The organism is Rhodococcus sp. ARP2 (assembly GCF_001029585.1).
Lineage (GTDB): Bacteria > Actinomycetota > Actinomycetes > Mycobacteriales > Mycobacteriaceae > Rhodococcus_F > Rhodococcus_F erythropolis.
Window position 1 is genome coordinate 36,422 of sequence record NZ_LEKE01000060.1, and the last position, 22,348, is coordinate 58,769.

The window sequence follows — 22,348 nt, forward strand, 5'->3', positions numbered from 1 at the left end:
CTATTCTCCCGAATTCTTTGCAGGTGCCAGATACGCAGCGACCGCATGTCTGAGTTGCTCGACCGACGCGTCGGCGGAAAGTTCCGGCTCGAGAGTCGGTGCGGAGATGACGACGGACTGAGCCATCAGTAGAACCATCGCCGCAATCTCGTTGACGCTTCCCTCGCGAATCGAACCGTCTTGTTGACCGGCAGCGACGACGGAAGTGATCAGTTCGAGAATCGACTTCTGGCTCGCGCCGAGTCGGTCCACGATGTAGGTGGTGAGCAACTCTTGATCAGCGTGCCGAATCTTCACGAAGAGCGGATGGTCGCGAATCTGGCCGACGACGTCCCCGATCGCTTCCACGAGCAATGTGGCCGCAGACCCGGTGAAGGTCACCTCGGGCAGCACCGATCGAATCTCCCGAGTGAGCAGATCCGCGACGACGGCTCGCGTGTCCGGCCATCGCCGGTAGACGGTCGGCCGGCTCACGCCGGCGCGACGCGAGATCTCCGCCAGTGTGGTTCGCTGCATTCCGAAATCGAGGACACACGACCTTGCTGCGTCGAGAATCACGTCGTCGATCTCGCGGCTGGGGATGCGCTGACCGTCTGCCTTGCGAGGGACAATTGGGCCATCTGCGTTACGGATTACCATCGTGTGTAACACAATACCGGACAAGTCACCGGTAATCCCGTCGGGACTTGCGAGTTCTCTCGCTCAGAGATCATCAGAAATAGTACAACTCGAAACCAACTGCGCGCTCGGCGTCGAATCCAGGCTTCGGTCCGCTGACCATGTCGATCTGTGCGCGCGCCTGTTCCCGGATCGACGTGGAACTCAACGCCGCCAGATATCGCGCATGTTCCGCGAGTGAATCCACGGCGCGATCGACCGTCGACGTCACGTCGACGCAGTGGGTAGGAGTCATCGTGTTGACCGCAACCCACCGAACGCCGGACCACGGCGCCAGTCCCTGCGCCGTCAATGACGGAAAGATCCATTCGTTCGCCGCATCAGCGGTCGCGTCCAGGACGCTGATCCCGAGCGCTCGGTGATCCGCGCTGTTGAGGTAGCCAGGTCCCCAGGTATGGGAGAAGTTCATCGTCACCACCAATTCCGGGCGGTGACGACGAATTGCTGCGGCGAGAGTCGAGCGCAACTCCAAGCCTTCCACGAGACGACCGTCGGGCAGGCCGAGGAACTCCACCTCACTGACACCGACGATCGCGGCCGAGCGACGCTCTTCTTCCTCGCGGACCGGGCCGGACTCCTCGGGCGACAGACCGGCGATTCCGGCCTCGCCGCGCGTGGCCAGGACATATCGCACGTCTTTGCCGCGATCGGTCCACTGCGCCACTGCTGCGGCTGCGCCGTATTCGATGTCATCGGGATGCGCCACGATGACAATCGCGCGCTGCCAGTCCTCGGGGAAGTTTTCCATAGGGCAGATCTTGCCCGTCAGAACCGCGAAGCGGGCGAATTGTCGTCACTTCCCGACATCGCCTTCACCAGGAAATAGATTCCGAAGCCGACAGCGCCGACCACCAGAACCCAGAAAAGCCCCTTGATCAGCGCACCGACCACCGCGAGTGCGACCCACACCAGTACGACGGCCAAAACGATCTTCCAAAACATGCTTGCCTCCAACGTGCCGTTGAATATTCAGTCGAATCGGACAGGTGCTGCGTCGTCCGTAGAACCAGCCTGACAGGTCTGGCGTGACAAAGCAGCAGCTCAGCGGCAAGTTCAGGTAAAGATCAGGGTTCACCCCGAGACCGGCCCTCACGCAGGTCAGGTGTCCAACCCATCGGAGCTTGCTCCTGGCGTAAACTCGCGAAGTTCGATCCCGCATGACGAAGGAGCACGTCCGCAGTGTCTACGACCCGTTTCCCCGCTCGCGATCTCGCGCATGTAGCCGTCTTCGCCGCACTCATCATCGCGCTGGGCCTACCCGGGTCGATCAACATCGGCATTTCCGGCGTGCCGATCACACTTCAGTCCATGGGCGTCATGATGGCCGGCGCTCTACTCGGACCGCGCAAGGGTGTTCTCGCCGTCCTGACGGTCATTGCCCTGGGATTGGTCGGTCTACCGGTCCTTGCCGGCGGTCGCACCGCACTCGTGTCTCTCTCCAGCCCGACAGCCGGATTCCTCATCGGTTGGATCCCGACGGCGTTTGTCATCGGATGGCTGACTGCCAAGATGCTGCCCAAGTACCGGATCATCGCGGGCATCGGCATCAACCTTCTCGGCGGCGTGGTCATTCTCTACGCGTTCGGCATCGTCGGAATGATGGTCCGCGGACACATGAGCTTCGTTGCCGCATGGTCGGCCAACGCCGCCTTCATTCCTCTCGACGCCGCAAAAGCGGTCGTCACCGCGTTGGTCGCGTCCCAGGTCCATCGGGCATACCCAGCACTGCTGCGCGACTCGGTGATCTCGTCGAACAAGACCGTGGTGGCGAATTAATCTCCGATGAGTGAGATCGTCTTCGAGAACGTCGGACACAGCTTCGGTGAACGAACGGTCCTGCAGCAGATAAATCTGCGACTGAGCGAGCAGCGAATTGGAATCGTGGGTGCGAACGGAAGCGGCAAGTCGACCCTCGCTCGCATGATCAACGGACTGGTCGTTCCAACGGAAGGACACGTCCACGTCAACGGCTTGGACACGGCGAAGAAGGGCCGCGACGTACGCAAGCAGGTCGGATTCGTCTTCACCGATCCCAACCACCAGATCGTGATGCCGACGGTTGCCGAAGACATCGAATTCTCGCTCCGCCGTAGCGGATTGGGCAAAACCGAGCGCGCCGCAAAGGTGGCCTCGGTGCTCGAACGCTACGGCCTCGCCGGGCACGCCGACCATCCCACCCACCAGCTTTCCGGCGGGCAGAAACAGCTCCTCGCGCTCGCGGCCATCATGGTGACGGAACCGAACGTACTCGTCGCCGACGAACCCACCACGCTCCTCGACCTTCGCAACTCTCGGCTGATCAGTTCGGTATTCGAGTCACTCGATCAGCAACTGATCGTCGTGACCCACCAACTCGATCTCCTCGAATCCTTCGAACGGGTGTTGGTCGTCGACCAAGGCCGCGTCGTCGCTGACGGCTCCCCCGCCGACTCCATCGACCACTACCGGTCGTTGGTCTCGTGACCACTCTCGGCGTCTACCGTCCGGGCTGCTCACTCCTGCACCGGATGCCGACGGGGATCAAGCTCTTCGCCTTGGTCGTGGCCATCCTCGCCGTCTCGATCTTCGTGCGTGAGCCGTGGCAACTGGCAGCTCCCACGATCGTCGTTGTGGCCCTGTACGCGATTGCGCGCATTCCTCCGATGACTGCGATCCGGCAGCTGCGTCCGGCGCTGTGGATGTTGCTCTTCATCGGGGCGTTCCAGCTGATAGTCGCGGGATGGCAGCGAGCGGCCGTCGTTTGCGGGGTTCTGATCATTTCGATCGCCTTCGCGGCGATCATGGGTCTGACCACACGGATCTCCGAGATGCTCGACGCGATCACCAGATTTCTGACACCCTTGCGACGCTTCGGCGTCAATCCCGAACGGATTGCTTTGCTCCTCGCAATGACGATCCGGTGTATCCCGCTGATGTTCGAGGTCATCACACAGGTGTCCGAGGCACGCAAGGCGCGAGGGCTCGGATTCTCGCTGCGATCCTTCGCAGTGCCGGTCATCGTCGGCACCCTGATGACCGCGGACGCAATGGGTGAAGCATTGGCGGCCCGCGGCGCCGACGACTGAGATGTCGAACAGTCTGCATCGATCAGGCGCGAGAGCCGATCAGTTGTACTTGCGGGTGATGTCGTCCACCTCGCCGATGGCGTCGGCAAGCGCCGAGAGTCGCTCGGCGGCCGCGTGCAGCGCCGAGAGTTCTCGGTTGAACCCCACCAGCGCCGACGGGCTGTGAGGCGCTGTCAGAGCAGCTGCAGAGGTCACCAGATCCTCGTACTGATCCAGCCCCGACTGCAACTCACGGACTGCGCCGTCGATGGTGGGATCAAGAGGTTCGGTTACCTTCGGCGTCGCGGCCACGGCGCGTTCCATCGCGACGACATCCGAAGACACCGCGAACATCGCTCTCAGTGCCGAATCGGCGGTAACAGTGATTTCGTCCAACTCACCGGGGTCGATGGTGTCGGCGCGTCTGAGCACACTCAAGATCTCGAACAGCGAAGTCTCGGCGCCGATGAGGCGCGACATCGGGATGAACGCGCGAGACGACGACGGTGGCAACCGCCGGCGAATCGGCGCTGACGGCGGTGGGGCGGAACTCATCGAACGGTAGCGGCCGACCGCGATCACGGCGGGAACCGCGAACAGTGCCGCTCCCCCGCCTGCCACGACCACCGACCACTCTGGAGCCGACGCGACGGCGAGGCCGGCCGTGCCGACCACGGATCCGCCGGACATGAAACCCCAACGCTGAGCGCGTCGGCGCGCACGGGCACGCTTGCGCTCGAATTTGGCCCGCGGGTCCTGCCACCGCCGAGCGGCATCCGCCGCCGAAAGCCCGACCTCGCGCAATGTATCCGCGGTGCGTCCCAAGGCTCCGAAAGCGCCGGATACGGAAACGGGAACGGCCGACCGGGGCTCACGCCCAGATCGACCGTCTCGTGAAGAAAACATCAGAGCATCACTGCCGACATCGAGGATTCGGCTACTGCCCGGTCTGACCGGCAGCCGGGGGCTGCTTCTCGACGGACGGAGTCGCGGGAGTGGCTGCTGCGCCGCCGGACGGCAGCGCCTCGCCCTTCATAGATGCACGAATCTGCTCGAGGCGACTGTGCCCTGCCATCTGGACCGAGGCCTGCTGGACCTCCATCATGCGGCCCTGAACGGAGTTCTGGGCGAGCTCGGCCGAGCCGAGTGCGTCAGCGTAGCGACGTTCGATCTTGTCGCGCACAGCATCGAGGCTGGGTGTGTTGCCCGGAGCCGACAGCGTGCTGTCCATGGAACGAAGGGACTCGCTCACGCGCTCCTGCATCTTGGCCTGCTCGAGCTGGCTGAGCAGCTTGGTGCGCTCGGCAACCTTTGCCTGCAGAGTCATCGCGTTCTGCTCGACGGCCTTCTTGGCCTGAGCGGCTGCCTGCAAGGACTGGTCGTGCAGTGCCTTCAGATCCTCGACGCCCTGCTCGGCCGTCACCAACTGGGCCGCAAAAGCTTCTGCAGCGTTGGTGTACTGAATCGCCTTGTCGTTGTCGCCGGCAGCAGCGGCCTGATCGGCGAGGTTGACTGCCTGGCGCGCGTTGGCGTTGAGCTTTTCGACCTCGTCGAGTTGACGGCTGAGCTTCATCTCGAGTTGACGCTGATTACCGATCACCGACGCAGCCTGCTGGGACAACGCCTGATGCTGGCGCTGTGCGTCCTCGATCGCCTGCTGAATCTGAACCTTTGGATCTGCCTTCTCATCGATCTTCGAATTGAAGAGCGCCATCAGGTACTTCCAGCCCTTGACGAAAGGATTAGCCATTGGTTTGATCCTGCCTCCATCTGATGCGCCGCGCCGAACGCGACCCGGAGCGCGACCGTCGCGCACCGAAACAAGGGCTGCGCCCTATCTGCTCTGACCCCACCTGCTGGAAACCGGCGGTTACGTACAAAATCTATCGGTTACGGCCGGTAGTGGCTACGCCGCCGCCAACCTTCGAGCGTTCGGTGCCGGAATCACGACGCGGGTATCGCGTGCGATAGTCGGCGAACCGGAAGCCGAGACAGAACCGGAAGCCGACACGGCAGGTTCGGCAACCTGCCGACCAGCTACCGGAGCGCTCTTCTTCGTGGCCAGGGTCTCGCTCACGTCGACCAGCACGTCGGACAGTGGGACTGCGAGCGCATCACAGATCGCCGCCAACAATTCGCTCGATGCTTCCTTACGTCCACGTTCCACTTCGGACAGATAGCCCAAGCTCACACGCGCGCTGTTCGACACCTCACGTAGCGTGCGGCTCTGCGAAACGCGCGTACGCCGGAGACTGTCACCGATTGCCTCACGCAATAGCAGCGCCATCTCGCTCCTCCTTCATCCGTGACCTCATCGTGCATGGTCGTACGTCTTCACAATCGTCAACGTCCGAACACATCCGATTGGTTCCCGAGCCTATCGTGCCGCACGCTCTACGACACGATCACGCAACCGCGACACGGCAGTCGCGACCGCGGTTGTCCGAATCTCCCACCGTTCGCCGCCGAGCGCGAGCGGTTCGCATTCGGTTCCGTCAGGGCCGGCGATACCGAGAAACACTGTTCCGACCGGGTGTCCGTCCTGCTCACTCGGACCGGCGACTCCGGTCAGACCGATACCCCAGTCCGCACCGCACTTCGTCCGGGCACCGAGCGCCAATGCCACCGCCGTGCTCTCGGACACGGGGCCGTCCGTTGCCAGGCGGCTTGGATCCACACCAGCCAGCGTTGCTTTCAGGTCGGTCGCGTACACGACCAGGCCCCCGCGCAGCACCGCGCTCGACCCCGGCACCGACGCGACTGCAGCCGTGAACAACCCTGCTGTCAGAGATTCGGCGGCGGCGACAGTCTGCTTCGCGGCGCCGAGGGCCTCGACAAGTTCGACCACTCCGAGTCCGAGCAGCGGGTCGGTCATGACTCGACTGCGCGAACTCCGGCGCGAAGCCTGATCGCCTGCACGATGTATTCGATTCCCGTCGCCACCGTCAGCACGACGGCAGCAGCCATCAGCAGCCCGCTGACGATGTCCCAACTGCTCGGCAGCGGGCAGAGGTAGAACCCGATCGCAACGGCCTGCACGAGGGTCTTGAGCTTGCCGCCCTTGCCCGCCGGGATGACCGCGTGCCGCAGAACCGCGAACCGCAGCAGCGTGATTCCGAGTTCCCTGGCGATGATCACTCCGGTCACCCACCACGACAGGTCACCGAGAACCGAGAGCCCGATCAGCGCGGCTCCGATCAGCGCCTTGTCCGCGATCGGGTCCATGAGTTTCCCGAAATCGGTGACCAGACCGTACTTCCGAGCCAATTGGCCGTCGATCCGATCCGTGATCGCGGCGACGATGAACACGCCCATCGCCCCGAGACGCCACCACGTCGAGTGTCCGCCGTCGACGAACAGAACAACGAGAAACACCGGAACGAGAACCATTCGGATCATCGTGAGAATGTTCGCGATGTTCAGCAACGGAACCGGGTTGTCCGCGACAGGTGTGCCGTCGGACGGGCCGACGGCGGCGCGATGGGCGTCGGTCTGATCGCGCGGGGTACTCATCGGATCACCGCACAGGCGGTGAGCCGAACCCGGGATACAGCCGAGCGGCGCGGGAATTGCGTGGGGCGGACAGGCACGCGACTTAGAATATCGGTAGGGCCATTGACTAATGTGCACCACATGACTTCGACCGCGCCGACCTATACCGAGAGCCAGTTGATCGTGCGTCGCGCGCGAACGTCGGACATCCCCGAAATCAAGCGTCTGATCGACATCTACGCCGGCAAGATCCTGCTCGAGAAGAATCTCGTGACGCTGTACGAGGCAGTCCAGGAGTTCTGGGTCGCCGAGCGGGGTGACCAGGTAATCGCTTGCGGCGCACTGCATGTGCTGTGGGCGGACCTGGGTGAGATCCGCACCGTCGCAGTCGATCCGACTGCGAAAGGGCAGGGCGCAGGTTTCCACGTCGTCGACAAACTCATCGAGGTCGCCAAGGAATTGGAGTTGGAACGGTTGTTCGTTTTGACGTTCGAGACCGAGTTCTTCCACCGTCACGGATTCGCGGAGATCGACGGCACTCCCGTCACCGCCGAGGTCTATGCCGAAATGTGTCGGTCCTACGACGCCGGCGTCGCCGAGTTCCTCGATCTGAGCTATGTGAAACCCAACACACTCGGCAATACTCGCATGCTCCTGACTCTCTGAACCGTTCAGACTCTTCAAACACACCCGTCTCGATCACCAGCCTCCGAAAGCGGTTCACGATGTCGTTGTTCCTCGTCGAATACACCTACGCACCCGAGAAGAACCCTCAGCGCGACGAAGTCCGCAGCGATCACCGCGCCTGGCTCGCGGATCTGGTTTCCCGCTCGATCGTTCTGTCATCTGGCCCGTTTGCAGATGGAAACGGCGCGCTGATCATCGTCGACGCCGCTGACGCCGACACCGTTTCACTCCTCTTCACCCACGATCCGTTCGCGATCGCCGATTTGATCGAGAAGGTCCGGATCACCGAGTGGGTTCCGGTGTTGGGTCAGTTCAGCGCCTGAGAGCGTCGGCCTACTCCCCGGCCCGGTCGCGAGTCTTCAACAGGCTCGCGACCGTCGTCACCGCCAATACTCCGATGATCACTCCGAGTGAGAGTGCCGTGGAGATTTCCGGCACGGAGACGTGTTCACCTCCGTTGACGAACGAGAGCGTGTTCTCGTGCAACGCGTGAAGTACCAGCTTCACACCGATGAACGCCAAGATTATCGAGAGCCCGTACGAGAGATAGACCAGCCGTTCGAGCAACCCGCCGATCAGGAAGTACAGCTGCCGTAGGCCCATCAGCGCGAAGGCGTTGGCGGTGAAGACCAGATACGGTTCCTGGGTCAGACCGTAGATCGCCGGAATCGAATCGAGCGCGAAGAGCACGTCGGCAAAGCCGATTGCGATGAGCGCCAACAACAACGGAGTCACGACGCGCTTGCCGTCGATCCGGGTGATCAACTTGTCGCCGTCGTATTCCTCGGTAGTCGGCAGCACCCGTTTCACGAGCGAGATGATGCGACTGTCGCGCTTCTCCTCGGCTTCCTTCTCATGCCCGTGATCGCGGATCAGGGTGTACGCGGTGTAGATCAAGAACGCACCGAAGAGGTAGAACACCCAGCTGTATGCGTTGATGGCGGCGGCACCGACACCGATGAAGATTCCGCGCATCACCAACGCGAGGACGATACCGATCAGCAATACCTTCTGCTGGAACTCTCGTGGTACCGCGAAGGTCGACATGATGATCACGAAGACGAACAGATTGTCGACCGAGAGCGCCTTTTCCGTGACATAGCCGGCGAAGTACTCACCGCCGTACGTGGTGCCCCAGATCCACATCACGACGAGGCCGAAGACGATGGCGATCGAGATGTAGACCGTCGACCAGAATGCGGACTCCCGGAAGGTCGGCGCATGCGGAGTGCGGACGTGGGCGAAGAAGTCGAAGACGAACAGGCCGAGGATCACCGCGATCGTGATTCCCCAAGCCAACGGCGTCACATGCACGGGTTCCTCCGGTCGTCTGTCGACGGCTTGTCCGCCGAGGTGTCCCTACTCGTCTGCGGGTGCCTCATCCGGGTCGCCGCCGCGAATCGACCACAGCAGACCGTCGAGTTCCTCAGGCTTCATGAGTACCTCGCGGGCCTTCGAGCCCTCGCTGGGTCCGACTACGCCACGATTTTCCATGAGGTCCATCAGTCGGCCGGCCTTGGCGAACCCGACTCGCAGCTTGCGCTGAAGCATCGACGTCGAACCGAACTGGCTGGTGATCACCAATTCCACGGCCTGCAAGAGGACATCCATGTCGTCGCCGATGTCGGGGTCGACGTCTTTCTTCTCCCCGGCCTTCTGCGCGGTGACACCTTCGGTGTACTCGGGCTCCGCCTGGTTCTTCGCGAAGTCGACGACCGCCGAGATTTCTTCGTCGGTGATGAACGCGCCCTGCATACGGGTCGGCTTACCCGCACCCATGGGCAGGAAGAGGCCGTCACCCATACCGATGAGCTTCTCGGCGCCTGGCTGATCGAGGATGACTCGCGAGTCCGTCAGTGAAGACGTCGCGAACGCCAGACGAGACGGCACGTTGGTCTTGATCAGGCCGGTGACGACGTCGACGGACGGGCGCTGCGTTGCCAGCACCAGGTGGATACCGGCAGCACGGGCTTTCTGCGTGATGCGGACAATCGCTTCTTCGACGTCGCGGGGAGCGGTCATCATGAGGTCGGCCAGCTCGTCCACAATTGCCAGGATGTACGGGTACGGACGGTAGACGCGCTCGCTGCCCAGCGGGGCGGTGATTTCGCCGGACTTGACCTTGGAGTTGAAGTCGTCGATATGACGCACCCGGTTGGCCTGCATGTCCTGGTAACGCTGTTCCATCTCCTCGACCAACCAGGCCAGCGCTGCCGCGGCCTTCTTCGGCTGAGTGATGATCGGCGTGATCAGGTGCGGGATACCTTCGTACGGCGTGAGCTCGACCATCTTCGGGTCGATGAGGATCATCCGTACTTCTTCCGGCGTTGCTCGGGTGAGCAACGAGACGAGCATCGAGTTCACGAAGCTCGACTTACCCGAGCCGGTCGAACCTGCCACCAGGAGGTGGGGCATCTTCGCGAGGTTGGCACTGACGAAGTCACCTTCGATGTCCTTGCCCAGACCGATCACCAGTGGATGGTGATCGCGTCGGGTGCTCGGCGCGTTCAGCACGTCGGCGAGGCGAACCATTTCGCGGTCGGAGTTCGGTACCTCGATGCCCACGGCGGACTTACCCGGAATGGGGGCCAGGAGACGGACGTTGTCGGTAGCCACTGCATAGGCGATGTTGCGGGCGAGCGCGGTGATCTTCTCGACCTTCACGCCTGGGCCGAGTTCGACCTCGTACCGCGTCACTGTCGGGCCTCGGGTGAATCCGGTCACGGCGGCGTCGATCTTGAACTGTTCGAGGACCTCGCTGATCGCTTCGATCATCGCGTCGTTCGCAGAACTGCGGAGCTTGGGCGGGTCCCCTTCGATCAGCAACGTCGTCGGAGGGAGGTTGTAGTCGCCGTCGGTGACCCGATCGGTGACGAAGTGTTCCTTCTCCTCCGGCTCCGGTTCGGGTTTCGGCACAGGCTTGGCGATAGGGACGGAACGGGCCGGCACCTTGGGGCGCGGCGCCGGAGTCTCCACGACGGGCGCGGCAGCAGCCACGACGGGCTCGTCGGGTACTGCGGTGTCGTCGGCGTTCCACAGACCGAGTACTTCGGTCTTCTTGTCGCCGGATTCGAACTCGTCCGTCGGGTAGTTGTCGATCGGTGCGCGTCGGCTGGTCCGCTTGGCGGGCTTGAGCGGTGGCTCGGCGTAGGTGTCGACCGGGTAGCCGTCGGCGTCGAACAGTGAAGGATCGTAAGCAGATTCGCCGTAGTGGTGCTCGCCGTCCTCGTCGAATTCGGATCCGTAGTCGCCGTATTCGTCCGAGCGATACGAGGCACCGAAGAACGACTGGAACTTGCTCGGCACCTCACGCAGCGTGGTTCCGGTCAGAAGGAGGATTCCGAATCCGGCGGCGATGACCAGCAGCGGCGCAGACAGCCAGACGGTGAGCCCGTTGGTGAGCGGGCCGCCCACGACGTACCCGACGAACCCTGCACCGTTGGAGCGACCGGTGGAGTCTGTCGGTGAACCCGAGATGATGTGCCAGAGGCCGAGCGCCGGCAGACCGACCAGCAACGATCCCATGATCAGTCGGGGGCGGATCTCAGGTTTCGGTTCTGTGCGCATCAACAGGATCGCGAGGCCGACGCCGACGATGGGGAGCACGGCCGAGGCCGCGCCGAAGATAGCGCGCACAAGGGTGTCGATGCCGCCGCCGATCGGACCACCGGCCTTGAACCAGACGCCGCCGGCGATGACGACGCTGAATGCGATCAGGCCGAGCGCTATTCCGTCGCGGCGGTGGCCGGCTTCGATCTCGCCGACCTTACTGACGGTGCGTGTGGTGGCGCCGACGCCGCGGGCAGCCAGGGACCACCCGGCTCCGATTCCCTTGCCGACAGCCGCCAACGGACTGGCCCGCTGAGACGTTTTCGATACCGGGCGGCGCGCGGCCGACGACGTACCGGAGGCCTTCTTGGGCGCTGGCTTGGAGCCTTTGCCCGAGGCCGGGCGCCCACCAGCCCTGGCCGAAGTCGTGACGTTCCGAGGAGTCGACACGGTCCGTGTGGTGCGGGAGGTGCGAGGTTTTGCGGTCGTGCGCGCACTCGGAGTGGAGGCTGACGACCTGGTCGATGCCCTGGACGTGGACGTGCTTGTACTGGATCCCCGGGCGCTCGACTTACCTGCCATGGAGTTCAGGCTAGTCTGTGCGACCCCATCTGGACCATCCGCAACACCAGCAACACTGGTCGCGAGTGCGAAACGTGATCTTCGCAACCCGTCTGTCGAGCGCCACTCAGGTTGAAAAAGGCAATCAGAAACTGCGATCGAGCGCCATCACGGATTGGACGTCGGCCAGTTCACCTTTGGCTTCGATCTTCACTTCGTTGCGACCGAATGCGTGCAGCAGCAACTCGGCGGGTTCGCCCTGCAAGACAACACTGCGAGAGCCGGATTTATGGACGACCGCACTCTCGCCGGAGGGAAGTTCGAAAATTACCTCGACAGCGGCCTTGCGGTAGCCCATCTTGCCGATCTGGCGTGCGTACTTCCACAGCTGAGCCTGCCGACCCTCCGACAACGGACGCGGCGCCCAGTTCAGATGTGCGCGGCGTACGTCTTCGTGGTGAACGAACATCTCGGTGGTGTTGACCTGCGCGTCGAGCCAGTACATCGGCGACCATCGCGGCGGCCCGCTCCGAACGTCGTCGAGGATCTCCTCCCACGGACGCGCCGCTGCGGCCTTTCGCACGCTCTCGGTGTGACCGGCAAGAGGGCTCAACATGATTCCGGGAGCGGCGTCGAGACGCCGCTCCCGGACAATCAGATGTGCTGCCAGGTCACGATTGGTCCACTCCCCACACAGTGTCGGAGCATCGGGGCCGAACTCGACCATGCTGTCCACCAGGGCGAGTCGTTCGTCATGAGCGAAGGTCACCTTCGCCAAAGTACTCGAACCGGACCGGGTTCGAGCGGAAGCGACCTGCTGTGCCGAATCTACGGAACCGCGATGACCGTCGGAATGATCATCGGACGGCGGCGGTACTTGTCCGCGACCCAGCGTCCGACGACGCGGCGCACGGACTGCGCGATGCGATGAGCGTCGATGACGCCTTCGCTCGCCAACCGGGCCAGGTCCGATTCCACGAGATCCGCGGCGGCCTTGAGTGCCGTCGGATCGTCGGAGAAGCCGCGACCGGACACCTCGGGAGTGCTGACTGCGCGTCCTGTCGACTCGTTGATGACGATGGTGATGGCGATGAAGCCGCCTTCACCGAGTACGAGGCGATCGGAGAGCGTCGGCTCGCCGACGTCACCGACGGAAAGACCGTCGACGTAGACGTGTCCGACCGGTACGCGTCCCACGATCTCGGCGAGGCCGTCGACCATGTCGACCACGACGCCGTCCTCGGCCAGCACGATGCGCTCTTCCGGAACGCCGGTGGCCTTGGCCAGGGCGGCGTTGGCACGCAGGTGCCGCCATTCACCGTGGACGGGCATGGCGTTGGTGGGCCGAACCGCGTTGTACAGGTAGAGCAGCTCACCGGCCGACGCGTGGCCCGAGACGTGAACCTTGGCGCTCTGCTGGGTCACGACGGTGGCACCGCGCTTGGCCAAACCGTTGACCACGGCGAAAACGGAGTTCTCGTTGCCCGGGATCAGGGAGGACGCGAGAACGACCAAGTCGTTGGCCCGGATGTTGATTTGGCGGTGCTCGCCGCGCGCCATCCGCGAGAGCGCTGCCAACGGCTCACCCTGCGAACCCGTGGAGATGAGAACGAGGCGATCGTCGGGAAGGGTGGCGGCGGTGTCGATGTCGACGACCAGTCCGTCTGGCACCGTGAGGTAGCCGAGATCCTGGGCGATCTGCATGTTGCGGACCATCGAGCGGCCGACGAAGACGATGCGACGGTTGTACCGAGCGGCAACGTCGACGACCTGCTGGATGCGGTGCACGTGGCTGGCGAACGATGCCACGATGACGCGCTGCTTCGCCTTGCCGATGACGTTGTCGAGCACTCCCCCGATTTCACGCTCGGGCGTGACGAATCCCGGGACCTCGGCGTTGGTCGAGTCCACGAGGAACAGGTCGACACCCTCGTCGCCCAGGCGGGAGAAACCGGCGAGGTCGGTCAGGCGGCCGTCGAGAGGCAGCTGATCGAGCTTGATGTCACCGGTGTGCAGTACAACTCCGGCGTCGGTGCGAATCGCGATCGCGAGCGCGTCGGGTATCGAGTGGTTGACGGCGAAGTACTCGCAGTCGAACGGGCCGTGAGTGGTGGTGTTTCCTTCGACGACCTCGACGAGGTTCGGTCGCAGGCGATGCTCGCGGCACTTGGCGGCAACGAGGGCGAGAGTGAACTTCGCGCCGATGACCGGAATGTCCGCGCGCAGGCGCAGCAAGAACGGCAGAGCACCGATGTGGTCCTCGTGGCCGTGAGTCAAGATGACGGCTTCGACGTCGTCCATACGGTCTTCGATGTAGCGGAAGTCCGGGAGGATCAGGTCGACGCCGGGCTGCTGGTCCTCGGGGAACAGCACACCGCAATCGACGATCAGCAACTTGCCGCGGTGCTCGAACACCGTCATGTTGCGACCGATTTCGCCGATGCCGCCGAGAGCAACGATGCGCAGACCTGATGCCGGCGCCTTCGGGGGTGTTCCGAGGCGACCTGTGGGATCGACGGCCGGACGGTTCTCGGGGCGCTTGTTTCCGCGCCCGTTGCCCGCCTTCGACGCTGCCGGACGGTTGCCGCCGGCAGATTTGCGTGGCGACCTGTCTTCGGTCGATTTCTTGGGTGCAGCAGATTTGGTGGCTGCGGACTTGGTCGCTGCAGATTTGGCTGCTGCGGCCTTCTTGGGCGGGGCGGCTGCGGAGGGGGCCGCTTCTGCCGCCGGCGCAGCTGGTGCCTCTACCGGTGCGGCCTTCGCGGCCGTTTCGGGAGCCGGAGGCGAAGGCGGACCGGCTTGACGACTGGCACTACGACGTCGGGGGGGACGGGTCATTTACAAAACTCCTGCCGCATGCAGATCGGCGGCAAGACCGTCGATCTGCTCTTTAGTGGGTGCAACCTGCGGAAGGCGTGGTTCTCCGACATCGATTCCGATGAGTCGCAGACCCGCCTTCGAAGCGCTGACACCGCCGAGGCGGGCAACGGAACGAATCACAGGGATCAAACTGAGGTTTATCTCGCGTGCGCGGGCGATGTCGCCGGACACGAACGCGGTGTGGAGGTCGCGGAGGCGACCTGGAACGAGATGGCCGATGACGCTGACGAAGCCGGTAGCACCGACAGCGAGCCACGGCAGGTTCAGCGGGTCGTCACCGGAGAAGAACTGAAGCTCGGTGGTGCCGATCAACTCTGCGCCGGCGTTGAGGTCGCCCTTGGCATCCTTGACGGCCTTGATCCGCGGGTGCTCGGCGAGTCGGCGGATCGTTTCGGTCTCGATGGGGACGACGGAGCGGGGCGGAATGTCGTACAACATGACGGGCAGGTCGGTCGCGTTGGCGACGGCGGTGAAGTGTGCAAAGAGTCCGGCCTGGGGCGGACGCGAGTAGTACGGGGTGACGACGAGCAGACCGTGCGCACCGGCGCGAGCCGCGTCACGGGCGAGTTCGACACTGTGGGCGGTGTCGTTGCTCCCGGCGCCTGCAACGATCTTCGCGCGGTTGCCGACGGCGTCGATCACTGCGCGGAGCAGGTCGAGCTTCTCGGACTCGGTGGTGGTGGGAGACTCACCGGTCGTGCCGGCAAGAACGAGGCCGTCGCAGCCGTTGTCGACGAGATGGGCTGCGAGGCGCACTCCCGCGTCGACGTCCAACTTCCCGTCGGCAGTGAACGGGGTCACCATCGCAACGGAAATGGTGCCGAACGGACGCTCGACAAGAGAAGCGGAATCACCGTAGGTCATGGTCAGAAGGTTACCCGGTTCAGCTCTTACTTCTGCACACGAGTCACGACTCGGCCGCAAATGCACTGACGGCGATTTCCGATCCGTCGCTTCCGCGGAGAATCTCGTAGTCCCCGAACACATTTGGGGCGACGTCACGAAGCTGACGTAGGCACTCGATCGCGACTCGCCGGATCTCGACGTCGGCATGTTCGGTGGCGCGCATCTCGACGAAGTGCCGCCAGGCCCGATAGTTCCCGGTCACGACCAAGCGCGTCTCGGTTGCGTTGGGCAGCACCGAGCGCGCAGCTTGCCTGGCTTGCTTCCCACGCATCGGGGCACCGGGCACTGATTGCAATTTCCCCTCGAGGGCGGTCAGCAGTTCGCCGTAAGCGCGACGGCTCTCGTCGGTGGCAGACAGAAACAGTGCTTCGAGCTCGGGATCACCTTCGACCGCGGGAGGCACGACAACGTTCGCATCATTCTCGCGAACGAATCGCTGCGAGAGTTGCGAGTACGAGAAGTGCCGGTGACGAATCAATTCGTGAGTGCACGAGCGCGAGATACCAGTGATGTAGAAGCTCACCGTCGCATGCTCGAGCACCGAAACGTGTCCGACCTCGAGCAGATGTCTCAGATAGCCGGCGTTGGTTGCGGTTCGCGGATTCGGCTTGGACCAACTCTGGTAACAGGCTCGGCCGGAGAACTCGACGAGCGCTTCGCCGCCATCCGCGTCCGTCTCCCACGGAATGTCCTCGGGCGGGAAGAACTCGGACTTCGCCACCAACTGCACTTTCAGCGACACCGTGTTCGGCACAACCCACTCCTCGACAAGCACGAAACGACCAGCACGAAACCCGGGCGCCGTTCGCCTCAGGTGCTGGGCAACTCTATAGCGGTCAACCACCCCCGAGATCGAGTGACGTCATCACATCCTTGACTGACGTCACTTTTGACGTCACTCTGGTGTCATGGACATTTCGGAGTACACCGCGAAGCTGCAGAATGACCTCGTCACCGCAGCCGAACTCGGCGACGATCACACGCGCCGGATTGCGGCGTCGTTGTCCGCCGCCATCGAACCCTCGGTCCGCCTGGTCTTGTTGGCCGCGGCGACGGAGTTGGCCAAGGAGATCGGGACCAAACTCGACGGCCGTGAGGTCAGGGTCAATCTCGACGGCAACGAGATCGTGACCGACGTCGTCCGCCCGACGAATTCGACCGGCGGCGAGGGCGGAAACGAGAAGGCAGACGATGAGAGAAAGGACTCCACTTACTCGTTCGACGACGTCAGCGGCGATATCAGCCGAGTGACGTTGAGGATGATGGAGCAGATCAAAGCCCGCGCCGAGGAGGCAGCCAATCAGAACGGAGTCTCCCTCAACTCGTGGGTTTCACAAGCCGTTCAGGGCGCATTGCGGGACCAGATGCGCAAGAACGGCATGGACTAGTTCGACGCCACCCTGATCGCCGATGATCTAATTGCGCAACTGCAGTAATCACGAACCGTTGCCGCAAGGCGAGAAGGAGCACGTTCATGGCCGTTTCGGGCGTCAAGGAATTCGAGATCAAGGCTGATCCGGAAACGGTGATGAAGGCCGTAGCTGCAGTCGATCGGCTGCCGGAGTGGTCGTCTGCGCACAAGAAGATCACCATCGAGAGCACTCACGACGACGGTCGACCCCATCGCGTTCGCATGGCCGTGTCCATTCTGGGAATCAACGACGAGCAGGTAGTCGACTACACCTTCGAGGGCGACGACAAGGTGACCTGGACCCTCGTCGAGAGCGGCCAGCAGAACCAGCAGGACGGCTCGTACGTCTTGACTCCCACCGATGGTGGAACCAAGGTCACCTTCGAACTGACCATCGATCCCAAGATCCCGCTGCCGGGCTTCCTGGTGAAGAAGGCGCAGAAGACGGCCCTGGAAACTGCAAGCAAGGGCCTGACGAAGTTCGTCGAAAACTTCTGAGCGCACACGCAATTCAGGCGGCCCTTACTTCGGCGTTCATCGCCGGGTAGGGGCCGTTTGCTGTGAAGCCCAGCTGCGATTTCTCGGAAGTTCTTGCCGATGTTGAACATTCGCCGGTAGCCGTGGACCGCCCGGAGTAACGTCGGCCGCGTGTCCGCCGAGACCGCAGAGCCCAACTCCATGGCACCCGTGCGCATCCTCGTCTACAGCGACGACGCACACACCCGCGAGCAAGTTCGGCTCGCTCTCGGAGAGCGCCCACATCCTTCGATGCCCACCATCGATTACGTCGAGGTCGCGACGGCGCCGATCGTCGTCGACAAGCTCGATGCCGGCGGAATCGATCTCGCCATCCTCGACGGCGAGGCGAGTCCGGCGGGCGGCATGGGCGTCGCGAAACAACTCAAGGACGAGATCGTCGACTGTCCGCCGATCCTCGTACTGACCGGTCGACCCGACGATGCGTGGCTGGCGTCGTGGTCGCGAGCGGAAGCCTCAGTGCCGCAGCCGATAGATCCGATGGAACTCTCTTCCACCGTCATCGCGCTTCTGCGTCGGCAACTGAGCCGGTGAGCACCCGTTGCAGCGGTGATTCGTTGCGGCGCCGACTACTTCGGACTTTCGAGAGCGAAACTCGGCACCTCGAAAATCAACCCAATGTCGGAGGCCTCCCCTAGTGTGGGTGTCGCAGGTCACATAAGTGTCGAATTGCTGGCAGTATCGAAATCGAACGGCACCTTCGGGTTAACGGCACCTTCGGGTTAACGGCACCTTCGGGTTAACGGCACCTTCGGGCTAGGCGGACATCCGCACAGCGGAGAGGAGTTCGGGTGAGATGAACGCTTACATCCCCATTCTCGTTCTCGGGGTCATCGCGATGGCCTTCGCTGTGGTGTCGGTTGTTCTCGCGTCCGTGGTCGGCCCGAAGCGGTACAACAGGGCGAAACTCGAAGCCTACGAATGCGGAATCGAACCGGCACCCCGTACCGCTGGTGGCGGACGGTTTCCCGTCAAGTTCTATCTGACGGCAATGCTGTTCATCATCTTCGACATCGAGATCGTTTTCCTCTATCCGTGGGCGGTGCATTTCGATTCGCTCGGCTTGTTCGGCCTCGCGGCGATGGGCCTTTTCATAGTCAACGTCTCGGTGGCATACGCATACGAATGGCGACGAGGCGGTCTCGGTTGGGACTAGCTCAGCGAACACAGGAACAGCACACACGAGTCAGACAAAACCGGTCACACCGCAGCTGTTACGACTGAAAAGAGTCGGATATGGGTCTCGAAGAAAAGCTCCCCAGCGGATTTCTACTGACCACGGTCGAGGGCCTGGCAGGTTATGCCCGCAAAGGATCACTGTGGCCTGCCACCTTCGGGCTCGCGTGTTGCGCCATCGAGATGATGGCAACCACGTCGGGTCGCTTCGACCTGGCGCGGTTCGGTATGGAGGCATTCCGCGCGTCGCCGCGACAGGCAGACCTTCTGATCGTGGCCGGGCGGGTCAGTCAAAAGATGGGCCCGGTACTTCGTCAGGTCTACGACCAGATGGCCGAGCCGAAATGGGTTCTGGCCATGGGTGTATGCGCGTCGTCCGGCGGAATGTTCAACAACTACGCAGTGGTTCAGGGCGTCGACCACATCGTGCCGGTCGACATCTACTTGCCCGGCTGTCCGCCGCGGCCGGAGATGCTCCTGAACGCGATCATCGAACTGCACCGAAAGATCCAGGAAATGCCCCTCGGCGTGAACCGCGAAGAGGCACGCGCGGCAGCCGAGCGCGCCGCACTGGCATCCACCCCCACCATCGACATGAAGGGGCTGCTGCGATGACCTCGGGTAACACCGGCGCGAGAGGGATGTTCGGGGTCCGCGGCACTGGCGACACCTCGGGCTACAGCAGGCTTGCCCCTCCGATCTCTCTAGAGGACAAGGCTTCTCGACCCTTCGGCGGTTATTTCGATGCAGTCGCGGATTCGTTGGACGCGGCATTGAGCAGCGCGGGTGGCACTTTCACCGCTGCAGTCGAGCGTGTGGTGATCTTTCGAGACGAGATGACGCTGCACGTCGAACGCTCCCACTTGCCGCAGGTTGCGCGAAGACTGCGCGACGAACCGGACCTTCGCTTCGAGCTCTGCCTGGGTGTCGACGGAGTGCACTACCCGCAGGACACCGGTCGTGAACTGCACGCCGTGTATCCACTTGCCTCGATTACGCACAACCGCCGAATCAGGCTGGAAGTATCTGTGCCGGATTCCGATCCGCATATTCCGTCGATCGTCGGGATCTACCCGACCAATGACTGGCATGAACGCGAGACGTACGACTTCTTCGGGATCGTCTTCGACGGTCATCCGGCCCTGACCCGCATCGAGATGCCCGACGACTGGAAAGGCCACCCCCAGCGGAAGGACTATCCGCTCGGCGGTATCCCGGTCGAGTACAAGGGCGCCCAGACTCCGCCTCCCGACGAGCGTAGGTCGTACAACTGATGAACGAGACGACAGGAAGCAACTCCGGTGCCACGACGGAAACCGTCGTCACGGCATCGGGTCAGGACTGGGACGACATCGTCACCGCGGCCGCCCGCCAGCGAACCGGCGAGGCGGAACGGATCGTGGTCAACATGGGCCCACAGCATCCGTCCACTCACGGGGTCTTGCGCCTCATTCTCGAGATCGAGGGTGAGACGGTCGTGGAAGCTCGATGTGGAATCGGCTACCTGCACACCGGAATCGAGAAGAATCTCGAATTCCGGAACTGGACGCAGGGTGTCACTTTCGTTACTCGAATGGACTACCTGTCACCGTTCTTCAACGAAACCGCGTACTGCCTCGGAGTCGAGAAACTTCTCGACATCACCGACGACATTCCCGAGCGAGCCACCGTCATTCGCGTGATGATGATGGAACTCAATCGGATCTCCTCACATCTCGTGGCCCTGGCGACCGGCGGAATGGAACTGGGCGCCGTGACGGCGATGCTGTTCGGATTCCGCGAACGCGAATTGATTCTGGACGTGTTCGAGACGATCACCGGACTGCGGATGAATCACGCCTACATCAGGCCTGGTGGTCTCGCTCAGGATCTACCCGACGGGTCGGTCGCGAAGGTTCGAGAATTGCTGAAGGTCCTACCGAAACGGTTACGTGACGTCGAACTGATGCTCAGCGACAACTCCATCTGGAAAGCACGTACCCAGGGAATCGGATATCTCGATCTCACCGGCTGTATGGCGCTCGGGGTGACGGGGCCGGTCCTTCGCGCCACAGGTCTCCCCCACGATCAGCGTCGAGCGCAGCCGTACTGCGGCTACGAGAACTACGAGTTCGACGTAGTGACACACGACGGATCCGATTGCTACGGAAGGTACGTCATCCGCGTCGAGGAGATGAAGGAGTCCCTCAAGATCGTGGAGCAGTGCCTCGACAAGCTACAACCGGGCCCGGTCATGGTGGACGACAAGAAGATCGCCTGGCCTGCCGATCTCGCTGTGGGACCGGATGGCCTCGGCAACTCGCAGAAGCACATCGCCAAGATCATGGAGTCCTCCATGGAAGGTCTGATTCACCATTTCAAACTGGTCACCGAGGGTATCCGCGTGCCGCCAGGTCAGGTGTACGTCGCCGTCGAGTCTCCGCGTGGCGAACTGGGGGTGCACATGGTCAGCGACGGGGGAACCCGGCCGTACCGCGTCCATTTCCGGGACCCGTCGTTCACCAACCTTCAGGCAGTAGCCGCGATGTGTGAGGGAGGCATGGTGTCCGACGTGATCGCTTCGGTTGCCAGTATCGATCCCGTCATGGGCGGAGTGGACCGATGACCGGCCCGAACGGCTCGTCACGCGTGTTCATCGAACTCGGGCCGCGCCCGGAGGAGCCCACGCAATTGGTACGCCCCGGCGCACGATCGAGCTATCCACCCGACGTACTCGCCCGACTCGACGCCGACGCCGAAACCGTCATCGCTCGCTACCGTGAGCCTGACGCCGCCGCGACCACCAGTCGATCCGCCCTCTTGCCGCTCCTTCATCTCGTGCAATCCGAGGACGGGTACATCACCCCGGCCGGGATCGATTTCTGCAGTGCCAAGCTGGGTTTGACGGGCGCCGAGGTCGCCGCAGTTTCCACCTTCTACTCCATGTATCGCCGGGGGCCGACGGGTGAGTATCTGGTCGGAGTCTGCACCAACACGCTGTGCGCGATCATGGGCGGCGACGACATCCTCGCGGCACTCGAAGAGCACCTGGGCTCGACAGGCTCCAGAGACGAAGGCGGACACTCCATCTCGACGTCCGACGGTAAGATCACCCTCGAACACATCGAGTGCAATGCGGCGTGCGACTACGCCCCCGTCATGATGATCAACTGGGAGTTCTTCGACAATCAGACCCCGGAATCGGCGCGCTCACTCGTCGATGCGCTCCGCGCCGGAGAGCGCGTGACACCCGATCGCGGTGCCACGCTGTGCTCGTTCCGGCAGACTGCGCGCACTCTGGCTGGTTTTCCGGATACGCGAATCGAGGCAGCCGAAGCGCAGACCGTCGGCGATGCAACTCTTGCCGGACTACGTATCAGCCGATCTCTCGACGACAACCCACCCGGCTCGGCCTCCGCGGCCGACGCTCCCGGCGAAGGGAAGTGAC

Annotated in this window: 27 protein-coding genes; 13 read left to right on the plus strand and 14 right to left on the minus strand. The window is 62.9% G+C overall.

Annotated elements, in window-relative coordinates; all coding sequences use genetic code 11:
- The 3 genes from ABX74_RS16965 to ABX74_RS30435 all read right to left on the minus strand — a co-directional run bounded on the left by ABX74_RS16965 (window position 1) and on the right by ABX74_RS30435 (window position 1,620).
- Window positions 1–639, minus strand: a complete 639-nt coding sequence (locus ABX74_RS16965; RefSeq protein ID WP_019748192.1) for a TetR/AcrR family transcriptional regulator — start codon at window positions 637–639, stop codon at window positions 1–3.
- 73 nt (window positions 640–712) lie between these two features.
- A complete protein-coding gene (locus tag ABX74_RS16970; protein ID WP_047889284.1) occupies window positions 713–1,426 on the minus strand; it encodes a PIG-L deacetylase family protein in 714 nt (237 codons plus the stop codon).
- Between the two features lie 17 nt (window positions 1,427–1,443).
- Entirely contained in the window at window positions 1,444–1,620 is a 177-nt protein-coding gene (locus ABX74_RS30435; RefSeq protein WP_003942133.1) for a hypothetical protein, read from the minus strand.
- A gap of 237 nt (window positions 1,621–1,857) precedes the next feature.
- Here ABX74_RS30435 and ABX74_RS16980 point away from each other — a divergent pair, with 237 nt between their 5' ends.
- Genes ABX74_RS16980 through ABX74_RS16990 form a run of 3 tightly spaced genes read left to right on the plus strand, consistent with a single transcriptional unit; the run spans window position 1,858 to window position 3,743 of the window.
- Complete coding sequence (locus ABX74_RS16980; RefSeq protein ID WP_019748189.1) at window positions 1,858–2,454, plus strand: biotin transporter BioY; 597 nt, start codon at window positions 1,858–1,860, stop codon at window positions 2,452–2,454.
- Between the two features lie 6 nt (window positions 2,455–2,460).
- Window positions 2,461–3,141, plus strand: coding sequence for an energy-coupling factor ABC transporter ATP-binding protein (locus tag ABX74_RS16985; RefSeq protein WP_047889285.1), 681 nt, complete (start codon window positions 2,461–2,463; stop codon window positions 3,139–3,141).
- Window positions 3,138–3,743 (plus strand): energy-coupling factor transporter transmembrane component T family protein, encoded by a 606-nt coding sequence (locus ABX74_RS16990; RefSeq protein WP_020969466.1) that lies wholly within the window; start codon window positions 3,138–3,140, stop codon window positions 3,741–3,743. The genes ABX74_RS16985 and ABX74_RS16990 overlap by 4 nt, the downstream gene beginning before the upstream one ends.
- Window positions 3,744–3,782: 39 nt before the next feature.
- On the opposite strand, the gene pspM is transcribed toward ABX74_RS16990, so the two are convergent.
- The 5 genes from pspM to pgsA form a co-directional block, all read right to left on the minus strand.
- A complete protein-coding gene (gene pspM / locus ABX74_RS16995) occupies window positions 3,783–4,628 on the minus strand; it encodes a phage shock envelope stress response protein PspM (protein ID WP_223257948.1) in 846 nt (281 codons plus the stop codon).
- 31 nt (window positions 4,629–4,659) lie between these two features.
- The gene (gene pspA / locus ABX74_RS17000) at window positions 4,660–5,472 is read right to left on the minus strand and encodes a phage shock protein PspA (protein WP_003942098.1); all 813 of its coding nucleotides are present in this window, start codon (window positions 5,470–5,472) and stop codon (window positions 4,660–4,662) included.
- A gap of 156 nt (window positions 5,473–5,628) precedes the next feature.
- Window positions 5,629–6,009 carry a helix-turn-helix domain-containing protein gene (locus ABX74_RS17005; RefSeq protein WP_003942191.1) on the minus strand — a complete coding sequence of 127 codons (381 nt, stop codon included), beginning with the start codon at window positions 6,007–6,009 and terminating at the stop codon, window positions 5,629–5,631.
- 90 nt (window positions 6,010–6,099) lie between these two features.
- Entirely contained in the window at window positions 6,100–6,597 is a 498-nt protein-coding gene (locus ABX74_RS17010; RefSeq protein WP_021333594.1) for a CinA family protein, read from the minus strand.
- The gene (pgsA, locus tag ABX74_RS17015) at window positions 6,594–7,235 is read right to left on the minus strand and encodes a CDP-diacylglycerol--glycerol-3-phosphate 3-phosphatidyltransferase (protein WP_019748184.1); all 642 of its coding nucleotides are present in this window, start codon (window positions 7,233–7,235) and stop codon (window positions 6,594–6,596) included. Before pgsA ends, ABX74_RS17010 begins: the two co-directional genes overlap by 4 nt.
- 120 nt (window positions 7,236–7,355) lie before the next feature.
- Between pgsA and ABX74_RS17020 the strand changes: the two genes are divergently transcribed.
- Together ABX74_RS17020 and ABX74_RS17025 are read left to right on the plus strand one after the other, a co-directional pair.
- On the plus strand, window positions 7,356–7,880 hold the full coding sequence (locus ABX74_RS17020) for an amino-acid N-acetyltransferase (protein WP_019748183.1): 525 nt from the start codon (window positions 7,356–7,358) through the stop codon (window positions 7,878–7,880).
- A gap of 59 nt (window positions 7,881–7,939) precedes the next feature.
- Window positions 7,940–8,224: a YciI family protein gene (locus ABX74_RS17025; protein WP_020907517.1), complete on the plus strand. Its 285-nt coding sequence runs from the start codon at window positions 7,940–7,942 to the stop codon at window positions 8,222–8,224.
- 10 nt (window positions 8,225–8,234) lie between these two features.
- Here ABX74_RS17025 and ABX74_RS17030 read toward each other — a convergent pair whose 3' ends face one another.
- The 6 genes from ABX74_RS17030 to thyX form a co-directional block, all read right to left on the minus strand.
- Window positions 8,235–9,215, minus strand: coding sequence for a TerC family protein (locus tag ABX74_RS17030; protein ID WP_047889287.1), 981 nt, complete (start codon window positions 9,213–9,215; stop codon window positions 8,235–8,237).
- Between the two features lie 45 nt (window positions 9,216–9,260).
- Window positions 9,261–12,032: a DNA translocase FtsK gene (locus tag ABX74_RS17035; RefSeq protein WP_019748180.1), complete on the minus strand. Its 2,772-nt coding sequence runs from the start codon at window positions 12,030–12,032 to the stop codon at window positions 9,261–9,263.
- Between the two features lie 124 nt (window positions 12,033–12,156).
- Complete coding sequence (locus ABX74_RS17040; RefSeq protein WP_003942175.1) at window positions 12,157–12,780, minus strand: TIGR03085 family metal-binding protein; 624 nt, start codon at window positions 12,778–12,780, stop codon at window positions 12,157–12,159.
- 59 nt (window positions 12,781–12,839) lie between these two features.
- Window positions 12,840–14,849: a ribonuclease J gene (locus ABX74_RS17045; protein ID WP_047889288.1), complete on the minus strand. Its 2,010-nt coding sequence runs from the start codon at window positions 14,847–14,849 to the stop codon at window positions 12,840–12,842.
- On the minus strand, window positions 14,850–15,755 hold the full coding sequence (dapA, locus tag ABX74_RS17050) for a 4-hydroxy-tetrahydrodipicolinate synthase (protein WP_003942142.1): 906 nt from the start codon (window positions 15,753–15,755) through the stop codon (window positions 14,850–14,852).
- Between the two features lie 43 nt (window positions 15,756–15,798).
- A complete protein-coding gene (gene thyX / locus ABX74_RS17055; RefSeq protein ID WP_020907513.1) occupies window positions 15,799–16,551 on the minus strand; it encodes an FAD-dependent thymidylate synthase in 753 nt (250 codons plus the stop codon).
- Between the two features lie 154 nt (window positions 16,552–16,705).
- Here thyX and ABX74_RS17060 point away from each other — a divergent pair, with 154 nt between their 5' ends.
- The 8 genes from ABX74_RS17060 to nuoE all read left to right on the plus strand — a co-directional run bounded on the left by ABX74_RS17060 (window position 16,706) and on the right by nuoE (window position 22,347).
- Window positions 16,706–17,185 carry a toxin-antitoxin system HicB family antitoxin gene (locus ABX74_RS17060; protein ID WP_021344051.1) on the plus strand — a complete coding sequence of 160 codons (480 nt, stop codon included), beginning with the start codon at window positions 16,706–16,708 and terminating at the stop codon, window positions 17,183–17,185.
- Window positions 17,186–17,271: 86 nt separating this feature from the next.
- Window positions 17,272–17,706, plus strand: coding sequence for an SRPBCC family protein (locus ABX74_RS17065; protein WP_020907512.1), 435 nt, complete (start codon window positions 17,272–17,274; stop codon window positions 17,704–17,706).
- Window positions 17,707–17,886: 180 nt separating this feature from the next.
- Complete coding sequence (locus tag ABX74_RS17070) at window positions 17,887–18,279, plus strand: response regulator transcription factor (RefSeq protein WP_044480360.1); 393 nt, start codon at window positions 17,887–17,889, stop codon at window positions 18,277–18,279.
- A gap of 262 nt (window positions 18,280–18,541) precedes the next feature.
- Window positions 18,542–18,901, plus strand: a complete 360-nt coding sequence (locus ABX74_RS17075) for an NADH-quinone oxidoreductase subunit A (RefSeq protein WP_003942165.1) — start codon at window positions 18,542–18,544, stop codon at window positions 18,899–18,901.
- Window positions 18,902–18,981: 80 nt separating this feature from the next.
- A complete protein-coding gene (locus ABX74_RS17080) occupies window positions 18,982–19,536 on the plus strand; it encodes a NuoB/complex I 20 kDa subunit family protein (RefSeq protein WP_003942234.1) in 555 nt (184 codons plus the stop codon).
- Window positions 19,533–20,195, plus strand: coding sequence for an NADH-quinone oxidoreductase subunit C (locus ABX74_RS17085; RefSeq protein ID WP_019748174.1), 663 nt, complete (start codon window positions 19,533–19,535; stop codon window positions 20,193–20,195). Before ABX74_RS17080 ends, ABX74_RS17085 begins: the two co-directional genes overlap by 4 nt.
- A complete protein-coding gene (gene nuoD / locus ABX74_RS17090; protein ID WP_019748173.1) occupies window positions 20,195–21,526 on the plus strand; it encodes an NADH dehydrogenase (quinone) subunit D in 1,332 nt (443 codons plus the stop codon). The genes ABX74_RS17085 and nuoD overlap by 1 nt, the downstream gene beginning before the upstream one ends.
- A complete protein-coding gene (nuoE, locus tag ABX74_RS17095) occupies window positions 21,523–22,347 on the plus strand; it encodes an NADH-quinone oxidoreductase subunit NuoE (protein WP_020969458.1) in 825 nt (274 codons plus the stop codon). The genes nuoD and nuoE overlap by 4 nt, the downstream gene beginning before the upstream one ends.
- Window position 22,348 lies beyond the last annotated feature (1 nt).